Annotated in this window: 11 protein-coding genes; 9 read left to right on the plus strand and 2 right to left on the minus strand. The window is 57.5% G+C overall.

What is annotated here, in order from left to right; genetic code table 11:
- Together H5U08_RS00115 and serC are read right to left on the minus strand one after the other, a co-directional pair.
- Window positions 1–1,459: UvrD-helicase domain-containing protein (locus H5U08_RS00115; protein ID WP_297028928.1), on the minus strand; the 1,459-nt coding region annotated here is incomplete at its 3' end.
- 299 nt (window positions 1,460–1,758) lie between these two features.
- Entirely contained in the window at window positions 1,759–2,865 is a 1,107-nt protein-coding gene (serC, locus tag H5U08_RS00120) for a 3-phosphoserine/phosphohydroxythreonine transaminase (protein ID WP_297028929.1), read from the minus strand.
- 1,002 nt (window positions 2,866–3,867) lie between these two features.
- Here serC and H5U08_RS00125 point away from each other — a divergent pair.
- The 9 genes from H5U08_RS00125 (at window position 3,868) to H5U08_RS00165 (ending at window position 21,599) form a co-directional block, all read left to right on the plus strand.
- Window positions 3,868–6,114: a M60 family metallopeptidase gene (locus tag H5U08_RS00125; RefSeq protein ID WP_297028930.1), complete on the plus strand. Its 2,247-nt coding sequence runs from the start codon at window positions 3,868–3,870 to the stop codon at window positions 6,112–6,114.
- 510 nt (window positions 6,115–6,624) lie between these two features.
- Complete coding sequence (locus H5U08_RS00130) at window positions 6,625–8,073, plus strand: sulfatase-like hydrolase/transferase (protein ID WP_297028931.1); 1,449 nt, start codon at window positions 6,625–6,627, stop codon at window positions 8,071–8,073.
- Window positions 8,074–8,811: 738 nt separating this feature from the next.
- Window positions 8,812–10,227, plus strand: a complete 1,416-nt coding sequence (locus H5U08_RS00135) for an alpha-L-fucosidase (protein WP_297028933.1) — start codon at window positions 8,812–8,814, stop codon at window positions 10,225–10,227.
- Window positions 10,228–10,233: 6 nt separating this feature from the next.
- A complete protein-coding gene (locus H5U08_RS00140) occupies window positions 10,234–11,778 on the plus strand; it encodes an alpha-L-fucosidase (protein WP_297028935.1) in 1,545 nt (514 codons plus the stop codon).
- Window positions 11,779–11,802: 24 nt separating this feature from the next.
- On the plus strand, window positions 11,803–13,236 hold the full coding sequence (locus H5U08_RS00145; RefSeq protein WP_297028937.1) for an alpha-L-fucosidase: 1,434 nt from the start codon (window positions 11,803–11,805) through the stop codon (window positions 13,234–13,236).
- Between the two features lie 273 nt (window positions 13,237–13,509).
- Window positions 13,510–14,637 carry a putative glycoside hydrolase gene (locus H5U08_RS00150; RefSeq protein ID WP_297028953.1) on the plus strand — a complete coding sequence of 376 codons (1,128 nt, stop codon included), beginning with the start codon at window positions 13,510–13,512 and terminating at the stop codon, window positions 14,635–14,637.
- A 208-nt stretch (window positions 14,638–14,845) separates the two neighbouring features.
- Entirely contained in the window at window positions 14,846–16,339 is a 1,494-nt protein-coding gene (locus tag H5U08_RS00155) for an arylsulfatase (protein ID WP_297028938.1), read from the plus strand.
- A 180-nt stretch (window positions 16,340–16,519) separates the two neighbouring features.
- Window positions 16,520–18,043 (plus strand): arylsulfatase, encoded by a 1,524-nt coding sequence (locus tag H5U08_RS00160; RefSeq protein WP_297028940.1) that lies wholly within the window; start codon window positions 16,520–16,522, stop codon window positions 18,041–18,043.
- A gap of 337 nt (window positions 18,044–18,380) precedes the next feature.
- Window positions 18,381–21,599, plus strand: a complete 3,219-nt coding sequence (locus tag H5U08_RS00165) for a DUF2961 domain-containing protein (RefSeq protein ID WP_297028942.1) — start codon at window positions 18,381–18,383, stop codon at window positions 21,597–21,599.
- The last annotated feature ends 77 nt before the right edge of the window (window positions 21,600–21,676 follow it).

The raw sequence follows: 21,676 nt of genomic DNA on the forward strand, positions 1-21,676 counted from the left end.
AGCCGGTTTCTGTGAGCACCAGCCCCAGCAGTTCCTCCACGGATCCCTGAGCGGCGGCCACCAGCCGATCATAAAGAGTAACGAAGCCCCGGAACGCTCCCATCGTGCGGAGGCTGAATTCCGGGATAGCGTCGGCATGCCGGGCGGCCTCCAGCAGACAAAGCCCGTGCGCAGCGGCAAACTCCCGCAAGCGACGCACACTCGTTTCGCCGATGGATCGGGGCGGCGTGTTGATCACCCGTAAAAATGCCACATCGTCCCGCGGATTGTTGATCAGTTGCAGATAGGCGATAACGTCTTTTATTTCCTTGCGCTGGAAGAATTCGACGCCGTTGACAATCTGATAGGGAATCCCCCGTTCCCGGAGCGCGATTTCAAAACCGCGAGACAGGGCATTGATCCGGTAGAAAATCGCGAAATCACGGGGGCGCCGCTCGCCACGTTGAATCGCCCGGGCAATTTGCCCGGCAATATCTTCGGCTTCCTCCTGATTATCGGCATAGGTCACCAGCCGGACCGGGCGGCCCTCTTCGTTGTCGGTGAAAAGGTCCTTTTCTTTCCGCCGCACATTATGGGCAATCAGTTTCGCCGCGACCGCAAGAATCCGTTTTGTGCTGCGATAGTTTTGTTCCAGCCGCACCACACGAACGTTGGGGAAATCCTTTTCAAACTCGAGGATGTTGTTGAGATTCGCGCCCCGCCATCCATAGATCGATTGATCCGGGTCCCCGGTGACAGCCAGGTTGGGGTATTCCACCGAGATCGCCCGGGCAATGGCGTACTGCACGAGATTGGTGTCCTGATACTCATCCACCATCACGAAACGATACGTCGAATCGAGACGGTGGCGGATTTCCGGCGATTGCCGCAGGAGGAGAGCCAGATACATGAGCAGATCATCAAAATCCACCGCGTTGGACCGCCGCAACCGTTCCTGATAAAGCGGATAAATCCGCGCCACGAGCTCTCCCAGCGGCGAACCGTCCCGCGGTGCGTAATCCTGCGGCGTCAGAAGGGCGCTTTTGGCACCGCTGATGGCATGGGCGACCGCCTCAGGGCTGTACGAGCCCAGGTCAATCCGGGCATCAGCAATCGCCGCGCGCAGGGCACGCAGACTGTCGTCTTTGTCATAGATCGTGAAGTGTGATTCCAGCCCCACAAGGTTGGCGTATTTGCGGAGTGTTTGCGCGGCAAACCGGTGGAATGTTCCCAGCCACACCCGAGCCCCGGGCACAAGTTGCTGCACGCGGCTTTGCATCTCCTGGGCTGCTTTGTTGGTGAACGTCAGCCCCAGAATGCTCGTGTCGGGGATGCCCAAGCGGAGAAGATACGCGATCCGATAGGTGATCACCCGCGTCTTGCCACTTCCCGGGCCGGCCAGGACAAGGAGGGGACCCTCCACGTGTGTCACCGCCTCCCGCTGCGCCGGGGTCAGACGAGCCAGTAAGTCGTCATGCATGGAACCGTCCCTGAAATATAAAGAATCTGCCACCCAATTTTGCTTGCTCTTGCGCGTGTCAGAATCCAGGAAAAATTCCTGTTTTCTGCCACTTGTTCAATACACGTTTCCGCGATCTCTCATCCACGCAGTGCCGCCTTTTGGCCTCGGCTGCGTCGCTCTCCGTCGTCTGACAATTCATGCTCGCAGGGGATGTCTGTGCCCCGTCTTCAGCCGGGTCCGGCACATTCCCCGTTCACGCTGCCAACTGGCCCGCGTGAAACCACAGCCGAAACTGACGAACCAAATTCCGCGGCGTTTCACCCGACCTTACTGCGATTGGCCTCGTAGAATTCGAGCATGAAGTCCCGCAGGGCCACGACGCCTTCCCGTGGCATGGCGTTGTAGATCGATGCGCGGCACCCACCGACCGAGCGATGCCCCTGGAGGTTGTACAGTCCGCGGCTTTCCGCCTGTTTGAGGAATTCCTTCTCCAGATCGCCGTTGGGAAGTCGAAAAGCGATGTTCATCGCGGAGCGGCTTCCCGGGGCGGCATGAACGGTGTAAAAACCCTGGCAGCGATCGATGACGTCGTAAATGAGCTGGGCCTTCTCTTCGTTGAACTGTTTCACCTTGTCCAGGTTGCCGAACTCCCGGATGAGCCAGTCGGTCACGAGCTTCACCATGTAAACGGCGAAGACCGGTGGCGTGTTGAGAAGCGACTTCTCCTCCGCAAAACGCTTGTAATTGAGCATCGAGGGCAAATCATCCGGGCACATATCGAGAAAGTCTTTCCGGATGATGACCACCGTCACCCCCGCCGGGCCGAGGTTTTTCTGGGCGCAGGCATAGAGGATGCCGTACCGCGGGAGATCCACCGGCCGGGAAAGCAACTCCGAAGATGCGTCGCAGACCAGCGGCAGGCCCCCGGTTTCCGGTTCGGTGGGAAACTGCACCCCGGCGATGGTTTCATTGGAACAGAAATACACGTACACGGAGTTGGGGTCGATGTTCAACTCCTGATTGGCTGGAACCCGATCGTAGTTGGTCGCTTTGCCGTCCCAGGCGATATGGACCTGTCCCTGCGTTTGCGCTTCGCTGACGGCGAGCTTGCTCCAGGAACCGGTGACGATGTAAGACGCCGGCCGTCCGCTCTTCCGCAGGAAGTTCATCGGGATCATGCCGAATTGCAGCCGCGCGCCACCCTGCATGAAGAGCACGGCGTAATCGTCTGGAATCTTCAGCAACTGACGCAGGTTGGCCTCGGCAGCCTCGATGATGGCCTTGAACGTTGGCGAGCGGTGACTGATCTCCAGGACCGACATACCCAATCCCGGCAGGGCCAGCAGATCGCGCTGCGCCTCCTCCAAAGCGGGAAGTGGCAGCATCGCGGGACCGGGCGAAAAATTGTAAACACGCTTCACCATTGCAAACTCCTCGGTATCGCTTGTTGCATTTCAGGGTTCTGCGATCACATCCAGCGGCGCCGTGCCCCTCACATACACCAGGTGATCCACGAACAAGGACGGCTTTGGCCAGGTGTACAACCCGTGTGGACAGTCGAGCACGGCAGCGTTTTGAGCGGTGCGCTTTTTCCAAGCCTAATCGGGCAGAAGGACTTCGGCAATTGGGGGAGCGTCTCCTCTTCCGGAGGAGCGTGCCTGTGAAGTCCGTTTTTTCGAAGGGATGTGCCTGTCACGTCCACATCCGGAGGGACCGCATTTGGAGGGACCCGCTTGTCGGGTCCGCACGTCGGAGGGACCTGCTTGTTGGGTTCGTCATACAGCGTTGGATCATCAATGCCCATTCACCGGGCACGACAGGCGTGCCCCTCCGATTTTACGAAAACCCTTCGCGCCGAAACACCCCTCGGAGGGACCCGCTTGTCAGGTCCGCACGTCGGAGGGACCTGCTTGTCAGGTCCGTCGTTTGACGTTGGATCATCCATTGCGTTTCGGCAGGGACTGAAGTCCCGCGCGGAAAGCGGGGCTAAAGCCCCGCACTCCATATGGAGTGCGGCGATTCATCGCCGCTTTTTCGTGAAGGCTTTAGCCTTCACAACCTTGCCATTGGCCCGGATGACGCTGGGCCCCCAATCCACCCGATGAACGGGATGAAACTACGTGACCGGTCGGGCCGATTCATGAATCATCCCTACGCACTACATGTTGCGTGACTGGCCTATTGCGGGTAGGGGCCATTCATGAATGGCCCCTACAACTACCTTCCGTCTCACGTCGGAGGTCCTTGAAAAAAGTGAGGATGGGTCAGTTCCTTCGTTCTTTCGCGGATTGATAAAGTCATATTGACAACTGATAATGGAGCCATCACGTAACCTTATTGCCATTTGCGGTCCACCAGCAAAGCGCGAGCTGAAGCGGCCGCCGGACAAATCTGCCTGTCCCAGAGAAAAGGGGTGGTTTCACCTTATGTTGCGAGTGGCTATCTTCTGCACGGTTGGGATCGGCCTGATCGTCACTCTTCTGCACGGTGTGCACGCGGCTGAAAGTGCGTCGTATCTCCAGGAACGATCGGCGATCCTTGCAGGGGTCAACGAGGTCGCCATCGATCCCGGGGCAGTAGCCGGACCGCTTTGTGTCGTGGGCGAAAGGGCTTTCCCGGTTCTGCTGGGTCGCAAAGGCAACGGCCTGCAACCTGTGGTGGCGGCAGGGTACTGGGGTGCCGGACGCGTGGTGGCATTTGGGCACACCGCCGCGTTCTGGACGGACAAAGCCCTTGCCGATTGGCAGACACGACGATTTCTCCTCAATTGCCTGCGATGGGCAGGCGGTCCCGCCACGCCGCTGAATGTCGCCGTTTACAGAATGCCCTCCCTTGCAACCCAGTTGCGAAACGCTCCGGAATTCCGCTACCAGCAGGTTCGGGTCATGGACTGGAATTACCTCAATCCCAATTTCTTTCCACAGACCCACGTCCTCATCGTGAATAGCCATGATTTGTCGCCTCAAACCATCTCTTTGGTGAGCGGTTTCGTCCGTCAGGGTGGAGGACTCCTGGTGAGCGGACTGGGCTGGGGCTGGCTCCAGCTCAATCCGGGAAAAAATTTAAAACATGATTTTCCAGGCAACGCTCTGCTTGCAGAGCCGGGAATCTTTTGGGCCGATGGTTATCTCGAGCGAACCGCACGGAAAGGTTTCACCAATCTGGGGGTGCCCGGCCGCGAATATCATGCCCTGGAAGCCGCGAGGCTTCTGGCAGCCGATTCAGGCAAGCGGAATTCGTTGCCCAGTTCCCTCATTGAACAGGCGTCTCAGACCGTGGCCCTCGCCCTGTCGGTGATTCCGGATGATCATCCCCTCAAAGAGCGCATTGCCCTGTCGGGAAGCGCGGTACAGGCCGTCGTTCCGACGCCACAGTCGCCTGTTCGGAAATCGGATACCGTCGCCCGGGCAACGCTCAGACTCCAGGTCCTTGAGGCCCTGCAGGCAGATAGAGAAGGAGTGGCCCATCCGGCTGCCGCCGTCTTTCCTGGATCGGTGCCCCCTGGATCTCCTCGCGTTTCCCGAAGTGTCACTTTAGACCCGACAACTCCGGGATGGCAAAGCACCGGGCTGTATGCGGTGGCTGGAGAGCCGATCACAGTCGAGCTGGATGTCCCGGCAGCGGTCGGCGGGGTGTTCGTCCAAATCGGTTGTCACACAGATCGCCTTTGGCATCTCGATGAGTGGAAACGGGTTCCGGAAATCGTCAAGCGGACGACCATCTCCAGCCCGCGAATCAGAGTTGTCAGTCCTTTCGGTGGACTGGTTTATCTGGGCATGGTGCGTCCCAACCCGCAACTCGGCCAGGTGACCTGCCGCATCGATGGTGCGATCGAGGCTCCGGTCTATTTTCATGGGCAAACCAGTCTTCAGGATTGGCGACGAATTCGGCTCCGGCCGGCTCCCTGGGCGGAATTGGTTTCCCGACGCATCATCCTCACCTTGCCCTCGGAATATGTGCGAGATCTCGACGAGCCGGATCGCGTTATGGACTTCTGGACGGCCGTCATCGAGGCGTGCGATCGACTGGCGGGAGGGCCGCCCCGTCCGGATGCGCAGCGGATCGTGTGTGACGTCCAAATCAGCGCCGGCTACATGCACTCCGGTTATCCCATCATGACGCATCTGGATATCGCGCCCGTCCTGGTCAACGTCGATCGTCTGCGGGCGAACGGTCACGGCGGAGTCTGGGGGTTGTTTCACGAGATCGGTCACAATTATCAGTCCGCTGACTGGACATTTCAGGGAACAGGCGAGGTCACCAACAATCTTTTCACCGTTTACGTGTTTGATCACCTCTGTCACATTCCTCGGGAAAAGACCCATCCGGCCCTGGAGCAGCATGTGAGACTTCGGCGACGACAGGCCTACTTTGCCGCCGGTGCCCCTTTCGAGCGGTGGCAAGCCGATCCGTTTCTGGCCCTCGATATGTATCTTATGATGCAGGAGGCCTTTGGCTGGGAGCCGTTCCAAAAAACCTTCGCCGAATATCGGACGTTAAGGCAAGACGAACGGCCGCGAACGGATCAGGAAAAGCGGGACCAGTGGCTCGTGCGTTTTTCCCGCGCTGTTGGTCGCGATCTCAGTGGGTTTTTCCAGATGTGGGGCATCCCCGTTTCGCCTCAGGCCGTGCAGTCACTCCGCGACCTGCCACCCTGGCAACCGCCGATGTAAGGGAGGACCGGCCTTCGGCTTCACCCGTTGTCGGTTCGGTCATGCCAGGCATGTTCCGGGCGGAATACCGCAGACTGGGGAAAGCCAGCGTCACGCAGGCCTATCCAACCGGTTTACGAGCCCTCTTTCCGGCGGATGCAAGATGACTCTCGCAACCTCACAAGTTGGCGGTAGATGTCTCTCGCGATACCATGACAGCGTCAGATCGTTTAGACTGTTGGGCCGCCTCCGTCGCTGGTTAAAGCCGATTTTGACCGGGAAAAATACTATGGGTAGCGATGCCGGGTCTATTGCACAGCGCCCATCGTTTCTATCATGGTCCATTTGCAGGGTCTCTGAGGAAGAACGACGACTGGGCTGCGGATGGACATGATGGCCGATTTTGCAGGGGTCAACGAGGTCGCCATCGATCCCGGGGCAGTAGCCGGACCGCTTTGGGCGGATAAAAAACATTGGCCATTCTGGTGTCTATCTTTTGGTTGATGTGTGTTTGTTTGTCAGGAGTTCCCTATGCGTCCGAAGTCGCTGTCAATTCTGGTCGGGTCTATTGCCGTGCTGGCCCTGGGGGCCGCCGACCTTTCCCAGGCGAAGGGGCCGGCCACCGAACGCCCCAATCTCGTGATCATCCATGCCGATGAGCTCAACCTCGATGTGCTCGGCTGTTATGGAGGAAAGATCGTGGGGACTCCCAACATCGACTGGCTCGCCGAGCACGGAGCCAAATGCACCCGGTTTTATGCGACCACGCCGGTTTGTTCGCCCTCCCGGGCGGCATTCGTGTCAGGTCTGTATCCCCACCACACCCGAGTCACCACAAACGATATTCCCCTCGATGACCACATCGTCACGTTCGCCGCGGAGTTGGCCCGGGCGGGCTACGCAACCGGATATGCCGGAAAATGGCATCTCGATGGTCCTGGAAAACCCCAATGGGCGCCGAAACGCAAGTTCGGCTTTCAGGATAATCGCTACATGTTCAACCGCGGTCACTGGAAAAAAATGGAAGACACGCCGGCAGGTCCCCGGGTTGCCGCCCGCAATGCAAAGGGCCAGCCAACGTACAGTCTGGATGGCGCCGACGCGTCCTCTTACACCACCGACTGGTTGACGACGAAAACGCTTGACTTCATTGCAGAGCACGCATCGGAGCCGTTCTGCTTCATGGTCAGTATTCCCGATCCCCATGATCCCAACACCGTTCGTCCCCCCTACGACACAATGTACGCCAACGTCGAGGTGCCGATCCCCGCGAATATGCATAAGAAGCCGGAGCAGATTCCGAATTGGGGCCGTCCCGAAGAGCGCGTGACGGAGGCCACCCTTCGCAGGATCATGCCCGCCTATTACGGAATGGTTAAATGCATCGACGACAACGTCGGACGCATCCTGAAGGAATTGCGAAAGCACAACCTGCTGGAGAAGACGATCATTGTCTTCACGGCCGACCACGGAGATCTTTGCGGAGAACATGGCCGCCTGAACAAAGGCGTGCCCTATGAGAAGTCTGCCCGAATTCCCTTTGTCATCTACTATCCCCCGAAAATCCCCGCCGGAACTGTTGTGGATAAGGTGCTCACGTGCGTCGATTTTAAACCGACGATCCTCAGCTTGATGGGTGTGAAGGAGACCTCCCCCAGCCATGGCCGCGATGCCTCAGCGCTGTTTGAAGGGAAACCGATCCCCGGCTGGCACGACGTGGCCATCATTCGTGGAACCAATCCCTGGTTATGCGCTATTTCAGGCGATTATAAACTGGTCGTTTCGGCGGTCGATCGCCCCTGGTTGTTCGACCTGGTCAAAGACCCACTGGAGCTCGAGAATCAGGCCGACAAGCCCGAATATCGGGAGGTGGTTGTCAAACTCGCCCGGGAAATCGTCGCCTACGGCAAGAAGTATGATGACCCCTATCTGGCGAACGAGAATATCAAGGCGTCGCTGGACAGCATCCTCGGAAAGTAGCGGCGTCAGCCACCACCACAGGCGAAGGAAGAGACTCGGTTCAACGGTCGCCAGGATTTTTAGCTAATCTACCTGGCTGTAGTGAAAACATCAGGTGACCCTGGCCGCCAGAGGAATGCTCACCGCGATTTACCCGGGTCACCAAAGGCCCCCGATTCCCGACACCGGGCAACTTCTCCCCAGAGGGGGCAGCGCGGAAGGACGCATCCCTCCCGGCAGTGAGGTGGCCCTCGAGGGTGAGGGCACCCTCTCCGCAGGTGGAGCGCATTTCCGACGGATACAGGAAAAAAACGCAAAAACAGAAAGCCATTAGAAAGCACGGTCGGCGACCGGGTGAAACCTGGTGCCCAGACCAGGGTTGAGTAATAAGGTGGCGTGCGCATCAATGCCGTTGGTGCATAAAAGTTATGAGCCACCGAACGTCAATGAGGTCTCGGTATGGGGTGGCCACGGGCCATCCACGGTAAGCGATCCCCGAGGCCGTTGTGCCCCGAGATCTGCCTGGCAGCACTCCTGGTGCTCTTCGATGCACGTCAGTCAAATGGGCTGCTCACGCAGGTTTACCGACTGCGGTGGTGCCGGTAAAACTCAGACAAACATAACCAGGTCTCGTTTGACGGTTTTTCAGCGGCAGAGTTGGGCAGGGTCGATCTCGCCCAGCCGTGAAAAGATGGCGTTATTCGCGGCGAGCCGACCGCCAACTCGTACTATTCGTAAGTAAGGGAGGAAAAACTGATCATGAACAGGTCCATGAACGTCCTGTCGCGGGGGAAACAAAACTGGCTGAAACTGGCTGTCGTCGGGCTGATGGTGCTGTTTCCCTTGGCAACCACCAGGGCGGCGGCTCCCGAGCCGCAGCCACCGGCGCAGGATCGCGCAGCCTGGATGGACGAGGCACGCTTCGGCATGTTCATCCACTGGGGAATCTATTCTCAGCTCGGCCGCGGTGAATGGGTGATGAATCGGGAAAAGATTCCGGTGGCAGAGTACGAAAAACTGGCGGCCACCTTCAATCCCGTCAAATTCAATGCGGAAGAATGGGTGCGCATCGCGAAGGACGCCGGAATGCGCTACATCGTCATCACCAGCAAACACCACGACGGATTTGCCATGTTCGGCTCCAAGGTGAGCCCCTATAACATCGTGGATGCCACACCCTTCAAACGCGATCCGCTTAAAGAACTGGCCGCCGCCTGTCAGAAGTACGGGATTCGACTGGGATTTTACTACTCTCACGCGCAGGACTGGCACCATCCCGGCGGCGCCATCAGTCGTGGTCCGTGGGACCCCCGACAAAAGGGCGACTTCGACACCTATTTCCAGAAAAAAGCCCTTCCTCAAATCCGCGAACTGCTCACAGGCTATGGACCGGTTGCCGTGTTGTGGTGCGATACTCCCTGGCAGATGACCCCGGAAAAAGCCCGACAAATCACCAGGCTGGTCCGGGAGCTGCAACCCGCAACGCTTATCAATAGTCGCATCCTTTACCATGGTCGCGACATTCCCAGTCTTTCCCCGGAACAATTGAGTGAATTGCGGGATATCGGCGTGGACTTTCTGTCCTACGGCGACCGGCAGATCCCGGCCAATCCTTTCCCGGACTGGCATTGGGAGACCTGCATGACGCTGAACCGTTCCTGGGGATACCGGGCGGATGACCATGACTGGAAGACCCCCGCCACCGTGATTCGGATGCTTGTCGAGGTAACGAGCAAGGGTGGGAGCTTCCTGCTCAATGTTGGACCGACGGCGGAAGGGGTGATCCAGCCCGAAGCTGTGGCCATCCTCCGCCAGGTCGGCGATTGGCTGAAGGTCAACGGCGAGTCGATTTACGGGGCGGGACGCGCCAACCTGAAGAGCCCTGCCCCCGCAGCCAGGGCTCCCAGAGGCAGGCGCGGAGAAGGGGCCGCGGAAACCGGCCCCGACTGGCTGGCCACGGCCCGGCCGGGGAAGCTGTACATCCATCTGTTCCGCTGGCCTCAGGAACCCTTCGCCCTGAAAGGCGTCTCCGGGTCTGTGGAGAAGGTTTCTCTCCTGGCGGATCCTGCACACGAGCCGCTTCGCTTCCAGCAGGACGACGATACGGTGACCGTGCATCTGCCGCCCAAAGCCCTGGACGACCGCGACACAGTGCTCTGTCTCGAGCTGAGGTAATCCACGATGAGGCGTTCGTTTTTGCCGGTCGCATTCGTCTCTACTCTGATATTGAGGATTGCGGTCTCCGGAGCGGCTTTCGCGCTGTCCGAAAGCAGCACTATTCCCATCGAAGAAGGGCCGGTTCAACCGACCTGGGAGTCTCTGGCCCAGCACTATCGTGTCCCGGACTGGTTCAGGGACGCGAAGATCGGCGTCTGGCTGCATTGGGGTATCCCCTCCGCGATCGACGAGAACCGGCCCAACGATGGGTCGCACTACGGCCGCCGAATGTATGGCCCCAACGAGGGTGAAACCGGCCTGCAACTCGAGATGACCCGCAGATTGTCTGAGTGGCACGCCCAGCGCTACGGTCCACCTTCGGAATTCGGTTACGAAGACTTTGTGCCGCTATTCAAGGCGGAAAGGTGGGATCCGGAATCGCTCGTGATATTCTTCAAAGAGTGCGGCGCCCGTTTTATCATGCCGGTCGCATGTCACCATGACAATTTTGATTTGTATGATTCATTTCACCCCTGGAATTCCGTCAAAATGGGCCCCCATCGCGATATCGTGGGGGAATGGAAAGCGGTCGCGGTCAAACACGGGCTCAAATTCGGTGTTTCCACCCATCTCTACTGGTCTCCTCGCTTCTTTATGACTGCCCGACAATATCAAAAACCGGGTACTCTGGAATGGAAACTGTTTAATATGGATTTCGATCCTAGAAATTACGCGAGTCAGGACAGCTGGAACCAACACTGGTATCTTCGATGCTGGGAACTGATCGAAAAATACGATCCCGACATATTCAATAACGATGCTCCCTTCCCTGACGAAAAACGGGGTAAAAGCCTGGGCATCACGCTGTTTACATCTTTTCTCAATCGGGATCTTAAAGAAAACAATGGAAAGCAAACGGTGGTTATTTCACTTAAAGCCACCAACAAACCACCGTCCGCTTTTACGTACAATTGCGAGCGGGGAATGTTTAGCGATATTCAGCCCTACCCGTGGATATGGGCGACCGATCTTTCCGGCAGTTGGTTCTATCGCAAGGAAGCTGTCTGCCGGATGAGTATACCCGTCATGATAGGAAACGTTGTGGATGTCGTCAGCAAGAACGGTATTGCCATGCTCAATGTGGCCCTGCGGGGTGACGGAACGCTCCCCGAAAACCAGGCAGAATACCTGAAAGCCCTGGGACGATTTCTGGCCATCAACGGCGAGGGGATCTATGGCACTCGCCCGTGGAAAGTCTATGGGGAAGGACCGACGGAAATCAAAACGGGACGCGGCAAGGAAAATTATCATCCGTATACATCCCATGACATTCGTTTCACTTCCAGGCCCGGCGTGCTCTATGCCTTTGTCCTGGCACCCCCGAGCGACAATATCGTGATCAAGACACTCGCCAGCGGCGGCATACTGGACAGGGACATTGCGTCGGTTGAATTGATGGGAAGCCAGGAACAGATAATTTGGCAACGCACACCGGAAGGGCTGGTTATCCAGCGTCCCAAAACACTTCCCGCTCAACCGGTGATTGGGTTCAAACTTCTCCTGAATTAGTCGGACAATCGACAAGGGACGATAATGCGTAGGCCGAGCGTACTCACCATTCTATTGTGGCTGTTTGTTATTGGGGCTCTGGCGACTAGGGTGAGCGCCGCGGAGTCTGTGACCACCGGCCAAGGACCGGACGATCAGTCGGAGCATGACAGGCGGATGGCCTGGTGGCGGGAGGCCCGGTTTGGGCTGTTTATCCACTGGGGACTCTATTCAGTGGCCGGGGGAGAATGGCAGGGCAAGGACTACGGCAAGGAAATGGGTGGAGCCAGCGCGGAATGGCTCATGAATAGCGCCAATATTCCCCGGGAAGAATATCGCAATAGCCTGGCGCCGAGATTTAATCCCACGCGGTTTAATGCGACGGAATGGGTCGCCACAGCCAAGAACGCGGGCGCCAAATATATCGTGATCACCGCCAAGCATCACGAGGGCTTTTGTCTCTTCGACTCGCAATATACAGATTACGACGTTGTCGATGCCACGCCATTCAAACGGGACGTCATCAAGGAACTCTCCGAGGAATGCAAAAAGCAGGGCATCCGCCTGGGGCTGTACTATTCCCAAAGTAGGGATTGGTACCATCGAGGCCGGGGCAGCAACCATCCCGGAATTATGTCAGACGAGGAGTATGTCAACTTCGTGAAAAACCAATTGCGGGAACTTCTGACGAATTATGGCGATATTGCCATTATCTGGTTCGACACCGGTAGCAATGACGTAGAAGAGAATAACCAGTACGGCGCCGTGGTGCGACAACTGCAGCCGCAGGCCATTATTTGCAGCCGCCTTTACGGTCGTGGCGTACCACCGGCCCAGCGGCTCTACGCCGACTTCGAATCGCTCCCGGATCGAACCATTGCTCCCAAACGCATGGAAGGTGATTATGAAACCTGCATGCCCATGCGATCAAACTGGGGATACGACCGCGACGACAACAACTGGAAAAGCACGAAAGAACTCATCCATTATCTCGTGCTGAGTGCGGCCCGCGGCGTGAACTTTTTGCTCAACGTGGGGCCGACACCGGAGGGGACCTTCTGCCCCGAAGAGATGGAAAGACTCAAAGAAATGGGTGCCTGGATGAAAATCAACGGCGATTCGATCTACGGTAGTCGTCCCTCGCCGGTGGATTTTGATTTTCCGTGGGGAACGATGACGCAGAAAGATCGGCTGCTCTATCTCCATGTCCTGGACGGAGACGCGAAAGATATCGTTTTTTATGGTGTGGTGGGCAAACCTGTCAAAGCCTATCTGCTGGCCGATCCCGGCACAATTTGCGACATCCAGTATGATGACCGCCGCCACATCACAACCGTCCATCGACCAGCAGTAATACCAGACGATAAAGATACCGTCATTGTGGTGGAATATCATTCGCCACCCACCGCCGACCCGAATGCACAGGGGGAATACTACTGGCCCAAGGCCACGGAAAGAAAAACGCGAAGGCGTTTATAGCGCGTATGATAGAGTTTCACGAGAAAAATCTACGAACGACTGGGTAACCTGGTCCGTTTATCGGCAGAAATGACAAACGTGACTTCTGAGCGCGAAACAAGACAGACGCAACATTGTTGAAAGATTTCCGTTATAAAGCCAGCGCAAAATTGGCATCCAGACGCATGGTTGGTCCATTCGGAAACGATGAGCCCGCCCGTGAGTGTTGTGGCTCATTTAAGCAAAAACAGGCCGTTACATTACTGTCATTAACGCGAAAGAACTAAAGTGACAATGCGTGCGATCAATCTGAACTGGCTATTTGGACTCATGGTGGCCGTTGCCGGAACGGCCCCCGCCCGCGCCGGTGATTTTCCGCTGTTTAGCTGGGATCGGGTGCCGGTTTATGCACATGTGGGCAAAGCGTCGGACGACTTCACACCGGAGCAATTGGACTTTCTGGCCAAACATTTTAATTTCATCACAATAGAGAAAGACCAGGCAAGTCACAAACACGGCAGTACCGAAAAAGGCTTTGCTGTAGCTGCCAGGGAGATTAAAAAGCGAAATCCCAATGCCAAGGTACTGTTCTACTGGAATGCGTCGCTGGACACATCGTCGAATCGCGGGCGGTACGAAGCCATGGAAACCTTTCCCCAGGGCGGGTTTTTGACGGATCCCCTGGGGCAGATCATCAAGCGGCGCGGGGCGGTCCCCAACTACGACCTCACCCGCGAGGACGTGCGTCACTGGTGGTCGGACGTGGCGGCGAAAGCCGTCACTGAATATGGTGCCGACGGAATCTTTGCCGACGCCATGGATCAGCGGGAAGAAAAAGGACTAACACCAGAGAAGATCAAGGCCCTTACTGCTGCCCGGGTAGCGCTCCTGGAAGAAACACGTCGCAAGATTGGCCCCCACAAACTCATTATTTACAATGGTCTGATGAAAGGCGATGCCCAGCAACTGCTGCAATTCGCCGACGGGGCCATGATCGAGAGTTTCTGTCATCCTTCCTATGGGGATAGCAAGGAAGTTCTGGTCGAGTACTTTGAGGCAACACGGGCCGCCGCTCAAGCGGGTAAGATCGTCATTCTCAAGGGTTGGCCGGGGTTCACTTTCCGCTGGAAGGAGATGATGGCCCGACCTTATGCTGAACTGGCCCAGCTTGCGAGAGAGCGGATCACATTCCCGCTGGCCTGTTTTCTCATCGCAGCGGAGCGGAATTGTTACTTCTGCTATAGCTGGGGCTATCGGGAATTTCACGGAACCTTTGAGTGGTATCCCGAGTTCGATAAACCACTTGGTCCGCCCAAGGGCCCTGCCCAGCGCAGCGGCTGGATCTTTCGGCGTGAATTCGAACATGCGTCTGTGTTTGTGGACCTTGAACACAAGGTTGCGAGAATCGACTGGAAACCGTAGAAACTATTTTGGTGTGAGAACCACGCAGGGTTCTCTCGGCAGATGAGGTGAATTTCCTACGCAAAAAATTGATGTACTCGATTAATTCGCTGACAGGCAAAACGACGCTCTCGCGGTTATTCGTCCGCAGTCAAAAACGATAGAACCAGGATATAACGCGCAGGTAGCAGGTATCGGTGATCTTAGTCCAGATTGGAGAGAAACATTCATGCGACACACGTGGATTATTCTTGCTGGGCTTTTGTTGGTATTCTCGGCGAGTTTGGGATGGGCCGCGACATCGGGAGAGAAGCCCAATATCGTTTTCATCCTGGCCGACGACCTCGGGTACGGTGACGTCCAGTGTTACAATCCCGAGCGGGGTAAAATCCCGACTCCGTATATCGATCGACTGGCCGCCGAGGGCATGATGTTTACCGACGCTCACAGCACATCATCGGTATGTACACCAAGCCGCTACAGCATTCTTACTGGTCGCTACAACTGGCGGACGCGCCTTCAGTCGGGAGTTCTCAGCGGGTACAGCCCCCCGTTGATTGACGCGAACCGCCTCACGGTGCCGGCCCTGCTCAAACAGCATGGGTACCATACTGCGTGCATCGGCAAGTGGCATTTGGGTATGAATATTCCGAGGCGTGAACCCTCGCCGAAAATCACCGATGGTCCAACAACTCGCGGATTCGATTATTTCTTCGGCATCAGCGCGTCGCTGGATATGCCCCCGTTCGCTTATATAGAGAACGACCATTTCACCGAACCCTTGACGACCACCAAGACGTGGCAGCGGACGGGTCCGGCAGCCGCCAGCTTCGAGGCGGTCGATGTCCTGCCCACCCTCACGCAGCGCGCCGTGGATTACATTACAGAGCGAGCCACCACCAAACAACCGTTCTTCCTCTATCTGGCTCTCACTTCCCCCCATACACCGATCGTGCCGTCCAAGGAATGGCAGGGCAAAAGCCCCCTCGGCAAATACGGCGACTTCGTCATGCAAACGGATTGGACCGTGGGCCAGGTGGTGGCGGCCATCGATCGGGCAGGCTTGCGTGAGAATACCCTGGTAATCTTCACCAGTGACAACGGTTGCTCGAAGGCCGCAAGAATCGAGGAGCTTCAGCAGCGCGGGCACTACCCGAGCGGTCCCCTGCGCGGCTCGAAATCCGACATCTGGGACGGGGGGCATCGCATCCCGTTCATCGTCCGCTGGCCAGCCCGCGTGCCCGCCGGCAGCCGCTGCGACCAGCTTGTTTGCCAGATGGACCTGATGGCAACCTGTGCCGATATCCTCGGGGTCACACTGCCGCCCGATGCTGGAGAAGATAGCGTCAGTTTTCTCCCTTTGTTGACCGGCCAGGCCAAGGAGCCGGTCCGCCGGGTTCTCGTCCATCACTCCTACTATGGAGTTTTTGCCCTTCGCGAGGAGCAGTGGAAACTTGCCCTGTGCGGTGGATCGGGCGGGTGGACACCCCCGTCCTTCGGCGGCCCCGAGGCCATGGCTCTGCCTCAAACCCAACTGTACAATATGGCGACTGATATCGGTGAGACAAACAATCTTTATGCCGAGCAACCCGAGCGAGTTACATCGATGACCCAGTTGCTGGAGAAAGTCGTGGCCGATGGTCGCAGCACACCCGGTCCCAAGCAGGCCAACGATGCACCGGTGGAAATTCGCAAGAAGGGCAAGCCCCGCAGGAGGGGATAACGAGAATAAGGTGGCTGCATCACGTCCGATGTCCTCTCATGGACCTTGCGATGAGAAACGTTTATATTCCGACAATTCATTTTTGATCGAGTAAATCAGGTGTTTACCTTTTTATCGTGACTAAGTATTCACAGGGGGTGGAAACTCCCGCAACGGTTACCTGAGAGAAAGGGATCTGTCATGAAAAACTGGAAAATGCTCCTCTGTCTGGCCGCTGCCTGCTTGTGGGGGCCCCTGTCGGCTATTGCGGCAGATGGTGCGTCGAAACCGAATATCATCATTGTCATGCCCGACGATCTTGGTTACGGCGATTATCACTGCTTGGGCAATCCGATTGTGAACACTCCCTCGGTTGACGCTTTCAAGACGCAGAGCCTCTTATTCACGCAGTTCCATGTCAGCCCGACCTGCGCCCCCACGCGTGCCGCACTGATGAGCGGGCGACACGAGTTCAAGAACGGTGTGACGCACACAATTTACGAACGGGAGCGGATGAGTTTGAAGACTTTTACACTGGCCCAGATGCTCAAGACCGTTGGATACACCACCGGTATTTTCGGCAAATGGCACCTGGGCGACGAGGAACCCTATCGCCCTGAGAATCGCGGTTTCGATGAGGTGTACATTCACGGCGGCGGGGGTATCGGTCAGACGTTTCCTGGATCCTGCGGCGATGCTCCCGGCAACACCAATATCAATCCGGCTCTCTGGCACAACGGTAAGTGGGAAAAGACCGTGGGGTACTGCACGGACCTTTTCTTCGCTCAGGCTATTCGGTGGATAGATGCTCAGCGCCAGGCCGGACGACCGTTCTTCGCGTACATCACCCCCAACGCGGCACATACTCCGCACGTTGTTCCCGAGGAATACTATCGGCAGTATCTCGGTAAACCCGGCGTGAATGAGGACCTGGCCAAGTTTTATGGGATGATCGAAAACATCGATACTAATTTCGGTAAATTACTGAAGAAGTTAGACGAATGGGGAATTGCCGACAATACATTAGTGATCTATATAGGCAGCGACAACGGTGGGACGGCGGGAGTGCGCATTTACAACGCGGGCATGCGCGGCCACAAGAACACTCCTTACCAAGGTGGGACGCGAGTGCCCTGCTTCATACGCTGGCCAGCCGGCGGTGTGCCTGCGGGAGCAGAGTGCGATGCCTTGACCGCGCACATTGACATTTACCCAACGCTGGTTGAAATCACGGGTGCCAAACTGTCTGATGAGGTGAAGCAGCAAATCGAGGGTATCAGCCTGGTGCCGCTCCTGAAAAATCCAAAGGCCCCATGGCCCGATCGGTTGTTGATCCATCACATTGGGCGCTGGCCGCGAGGACAGGCGGCGCAGTCCAAATATGCGGGATGCGCTATCCAAAATGCGCGTTTTACGCTCGTTAATAACGAAGAACTCTATGACCTGAAAGCCGACCCAGGTGAAACCACCAACGTCATCGACGCTCATCCGGACGTCGTGGCCCGATTCCGCGCTGCCTACGATCGCTGGTGGGAGGAGGTTCAACCCTTCCTGGTGAATGAAAACGTCATCGGCCCGAAGATTAATCCCATGAAGGCCCTTTACTGGCAGCAATTCGGCGGCGGGCCAGACGCGGAGCTTTTGAAAAGAATGGATCCTACCCGCGTCATCGAGAATAGGGCAAGGACGCCAAGGCGGCAAAACAGATCAGCGGTGGCGCCATGAACGGCAATGGGCTTATTTTCACCTTACGTGAACCGGCCCTGATTGCACCTCCGGCCTGCGGTCTATAGCCTCTCAATGCGGTCTATAGCCTCTCAATATTATTCTTTTATTGACGAACGATTAGACAGCGGGCACCCGTGGATATTGCGGGAATCCCGATTTGACCAACCCCGGGACCGGGAATCTGGCCGCGGAAAACTCGCGGTTCCCGCATAACGATAACGCCACTTCGATCTGCATGGCCAGCCGGTGCAGGATCAAGGCTGGATTTTGCGGGGACCAGCACGCGCCATCTTGCATGTGGCGCGCTGTGGAGCGATCAGGCGGGAGGCGCACGATGAGAACGCCCGAACGATTTGTGAAAATAGGAATGGCGTTGCTATTGGGAGCCTGGCTCGCGGGCAATGCCCGGGCGGTCGAGCCCATCACCATTGAATCGTTGTTGACCGAGATGATCGACCGCGATGCAGTGGCGCGCTTGCCCGAGCCGGACTTCCGGCTCAAACAGGCCAGCAGCTACAACCGGGCCTCGAAGACGCCGGACGATCCTGAGGGCTGGTTCGCCAACCACGATTTCAATGCGTCCGACAAGGACAGGAACTTTATCCGTATCGAAGAAAACCACGGACGGAAGGAATGGGTGTTGATGGAGGACCAGGGGCCGGGCGTCATCGTGCGTTCCTGGATGCCGTGGCGCAGTCCCAGGGCACCGAGAACCACGGCCATCCTGCGAATCTATCTGGATGGCTCGGAGACACCGGTCATCGAGGGCAACGCCCTGGAACTATTTCAGGGCACGGGGCTCATTCCCTATCCCTTCGCGCATGGGTCGCTGCGATCGGCTGTTTCTTACTTCCCCATCCCGTACGCGCGAAGCTGCAAAATCACCTTGTCCGAGCGGCCGTTCTTCTTTCAGTTCACCTATCGCAGTTATCCTCCCGGTACGCCCGTCAAAACGTTCACCAGGGCTGATTTTGAGAAGGCCGCGGGACTTGCGAAACGGGTGGGCCAGGCTTTGCTCAACCCGGAGCCTCCTCGAGCTGGAAAAACCATGGCACTCAATGGCACGCTGGGCGCCAACGAGGAAAAATCGCTGCTTTTGCCTGCGGGTCCGGCGGCAGTGCAGCACCTGACATTCAAACTTGGCAGCTACGACGACCCGGCGGTGACGCGGCACGTGGTTATCAAGATGACCTTTGACGGCCGGCAAACCGTGTGGTGTCCGGTAGGGGATTTCTTCGGGAGCGGCATCGGTCTTCATCCGTTTCAGGACTGGTATCGCACGGTAGCGGCGGACGGCACGATGTCCTGCCGCTGGGTGATGCCGTATCGGGATTCGGGCAGTATCAGCCTCCTCAACCTGGGAGACCAGCCGGTTTCCTTCCAGCTCGATGTGCTGGTCGGCGAGTGGCAGTGGGACGATCGTTCGCTGTATTTCAATGCCGCCTGGCGCGGCCAGTATCCCGTCCCCACGCGACCGCATTCCGATTGGAACTATGTGACACTGAAAGGCCGCGGTGTTTATCTGGGTGACACGCTGACCGTGATGAACCCGGTCGACAAATGGTGGGGCGAAGGTGACGAGAAAATCTGGGTGGACGGCGAGACGTTCCCGTCACTCTTCGGCACCGGTACCGAGGACTACTACGGCTACTCCTGGGGCGGGCAAAGCACCGATTTCTACGAGCATCCCTTTCATGCCCAGGTACGCTGCGGCCCATACGACAAGTTGCACCGAAAAACCGGCGATGAACGGACCACCCGGGGTTACAGCACCGAAACGCGGACGCGCGCACTCGATAGGATTCCCTTCGGGCGGTCGTTGCAGTTGGACATGGAGGTGTGGGCCTGGGCCGATTGCAACATGGGTTACAGTGTCGCCGTCTATTGGTATGGCGACGCAGAGACGACCTCCAATCGTCACCCGGATCCAGCAGGCGTCCGGTTGATTCCCCCGCTACCAGCAGATGTCGGCGCGGCGACAACACAGGAGAACGCGCGATCGCTCACCGAAACGCGCGACCATTCCAGCCCCAATGTCGTCCTGATTCTCGTTGATGATCTCGGCTACGGCGATCTCGGTTGTTACGGTGCAACAAAGGTGAAGACGCCGAACATCGATCGTTTGGCCGCGGAAGGAAGGCGGTTCACCGACGCACACGCGGCTTCGGCGGTCTGCACGCCCTCGCGGTATGCCCTGCTGACGGGCCGGTATCCCGTCCGGGCAAACGGTGGGCGAGGCGTGTGGGGCCCGGCTCCGGTGACCTCCGGCCTTATCATCGATCCGGACACTCTTACGATTGCAGACTTATTCAAAAACAACGGTTACGTGACGGCGGCACTGGGCAAATGGCATCTGGGATTCAAGACGGGACAGAACGACTGGAAGGAACCGTTGCGTCCCGGACCGCAGGATCTCGGATTCGATTACTACTTTGGCATCCCTGTGGTCAGCAGCGCCCCGCCCTACGTCTGGGTGGAAAATGACCATATTGTGGGTGGCGACCCGGCCGATCCGCTGATCTATGTCGGCGGGGAACACGAAAAAGAGGTGACACCCATCACGCCCATTCCGCCCGAGGCCTCTCAGCGTACGCCCAACATGTTCAAGGGGGCGGTCATAGCCCATGAACTGTTCAACCCTTACGAAATGGGCGATGTCCTGACGAAAAAAGCTGTGGCCTGGATCACGGCCAACAAGGACAAACCATTCTTTCTTTACCTGGCCACCCCACACATTCACCATCCTTTTACCCCTGCCAAACGGTTCCAGGGCTCCAGCCAGTGCGGGCTTTATGGCGACTTTATTCAGGAACTGGACTGGATAGTGGGAGAGGTTTTGCGGTGCCTCGATGAAAACGGCCTGACGAACAACACGCTGGTGATTCTGACCAGTGACAACGGCGGCATGTTCAATACCGCTGCTCAGGCCGCCTTTCGGGCTGGACATCGGATCAACGGCGATCTGCTCGGGTTCAAGTTCGAGGCCTGGGAAGGTGGGCACCGCGTCCCCTTCATTGCGCGATGGCCGGGAAAGATTCCAGCCGGCACGGTGTCCCATCAACTCATCTGTCTCGTGGATATGCTGGCCACCTTCGCCGCGTTGACCGGGCAGGAGCTCAGCGAGGCGCAATTGGGTGACAGCGTCAACATCCTCCCCGCTTTGAGAGGTGATCCCGGGCTGCCCCTCCGCGACCGGCTCCTGGTGGCGCCTTTTCGTCCCACACATCTTTCTGTTCGCCAGGGCAAATGGATGTATATCCCCGCCCAGGGCGCCGGTGGATTCAGCGGCAACAAGCCGGGCATGCACACCTTTGCCGGCCCTGCCGCTGCCAGCTTTACCGGTCACCGGAACAGCGATATTGAAAACGGCAAGATAAAGAAGGACGCCCCACCCGCCCAGCTTTACGACCTGGAGAAAGATGTCAACGAGACCACCAACCTATACAACCAGCATCCGGAAGTGGTGCGGGAAATGGATGCCCTGCTAAAAACATACAAACCGCCGGAGCTGCCTCTGCCCGAGGCACGATCACGGCGGAAAGCAGGACATTAACCCGAACGCCGTCACGGGGTCGGTGGGCATCAGTCTTCCGGCGATCTTGAGTTTCCTCGGACATGACGAGCGTGCGG

The sequence above is a fragment of the Thermogutta sp. genome, assembly GCF_014359955.1.
Lineage (GTDB): Bacteria > Planctomycetota > Planctomycetia > Pirellulales > Thermoguttaceae > Thermogutta.

Coding starts and splice junctions, on each gene's coding strand:
- serC (WP_297028929.1), bottom strand. CDS start 2,865: ATGGTGAAGCGTGTTTACAATTTTTCGCCCGGTCCCGCGATGCTGCCA.
- H5U08_RS00125 (WP_297028930.1), top strand. CDS start 3,868: ATGTTGCGAGTGGCTATCTTCTGCACGGTTGGGATCGGCCTGATCGTC.
- H5U08_RS00130 (WP_297028931.1), top strand. CDS start 6,625: ATGCGTCCGAAGTCGCTGTCAATTCTGGTCGGGTCTATTGCCGTGCTG.
- H5U08_RS00135 (WP_297028933.1), top strand. CDS start 8,812: ATGAACAGGTCCATGAACGTCCTGTCGCGGGGGAAACAAAACTGGCTG.
- H5U08_RS00140 (WP_297028935.1), top strand. CDS start 10,234: ATGAGGCGTTCGTTTTTGCCGGTCGCATTCGTCTCTACTCTGATATTG.
- H5U08_RS00145 (WP_297028937.1), top strand. CDS start 11,803: ATGCGTAGGCCGAGCGTACTCACCATTCTATTGTGGCTGTTTGTTATT.
- H5U08_RS00150 (WP_297028953.1), top strand. CDS start 13,510: ATGCGTGCGATCAATCTGAACTGGCTATTTGGACTCATGGTGGCCGTT.
- H5U08_RS00155 (WP_297028938.1), top strand. CDS start 14,846: ATGCGACACACGTGGATTATTCTTGCTGGGCTTTTGTTGGTATTCTCG.
- H5U08_RS00160 (WP_297028940.1), top strand. CDS start 16,520: ATGAAAAACTGGAAAATGCTCCTCTGTCTGGCCGCTGCCTGCTTGTGG.
- H5U08_RS00165 (WP_297028942.1), top strand. CDS start 18,381: ATGAGAACGCCCGAACGATTTGTGAAAATAGGAATGGCGTTGCTATTG.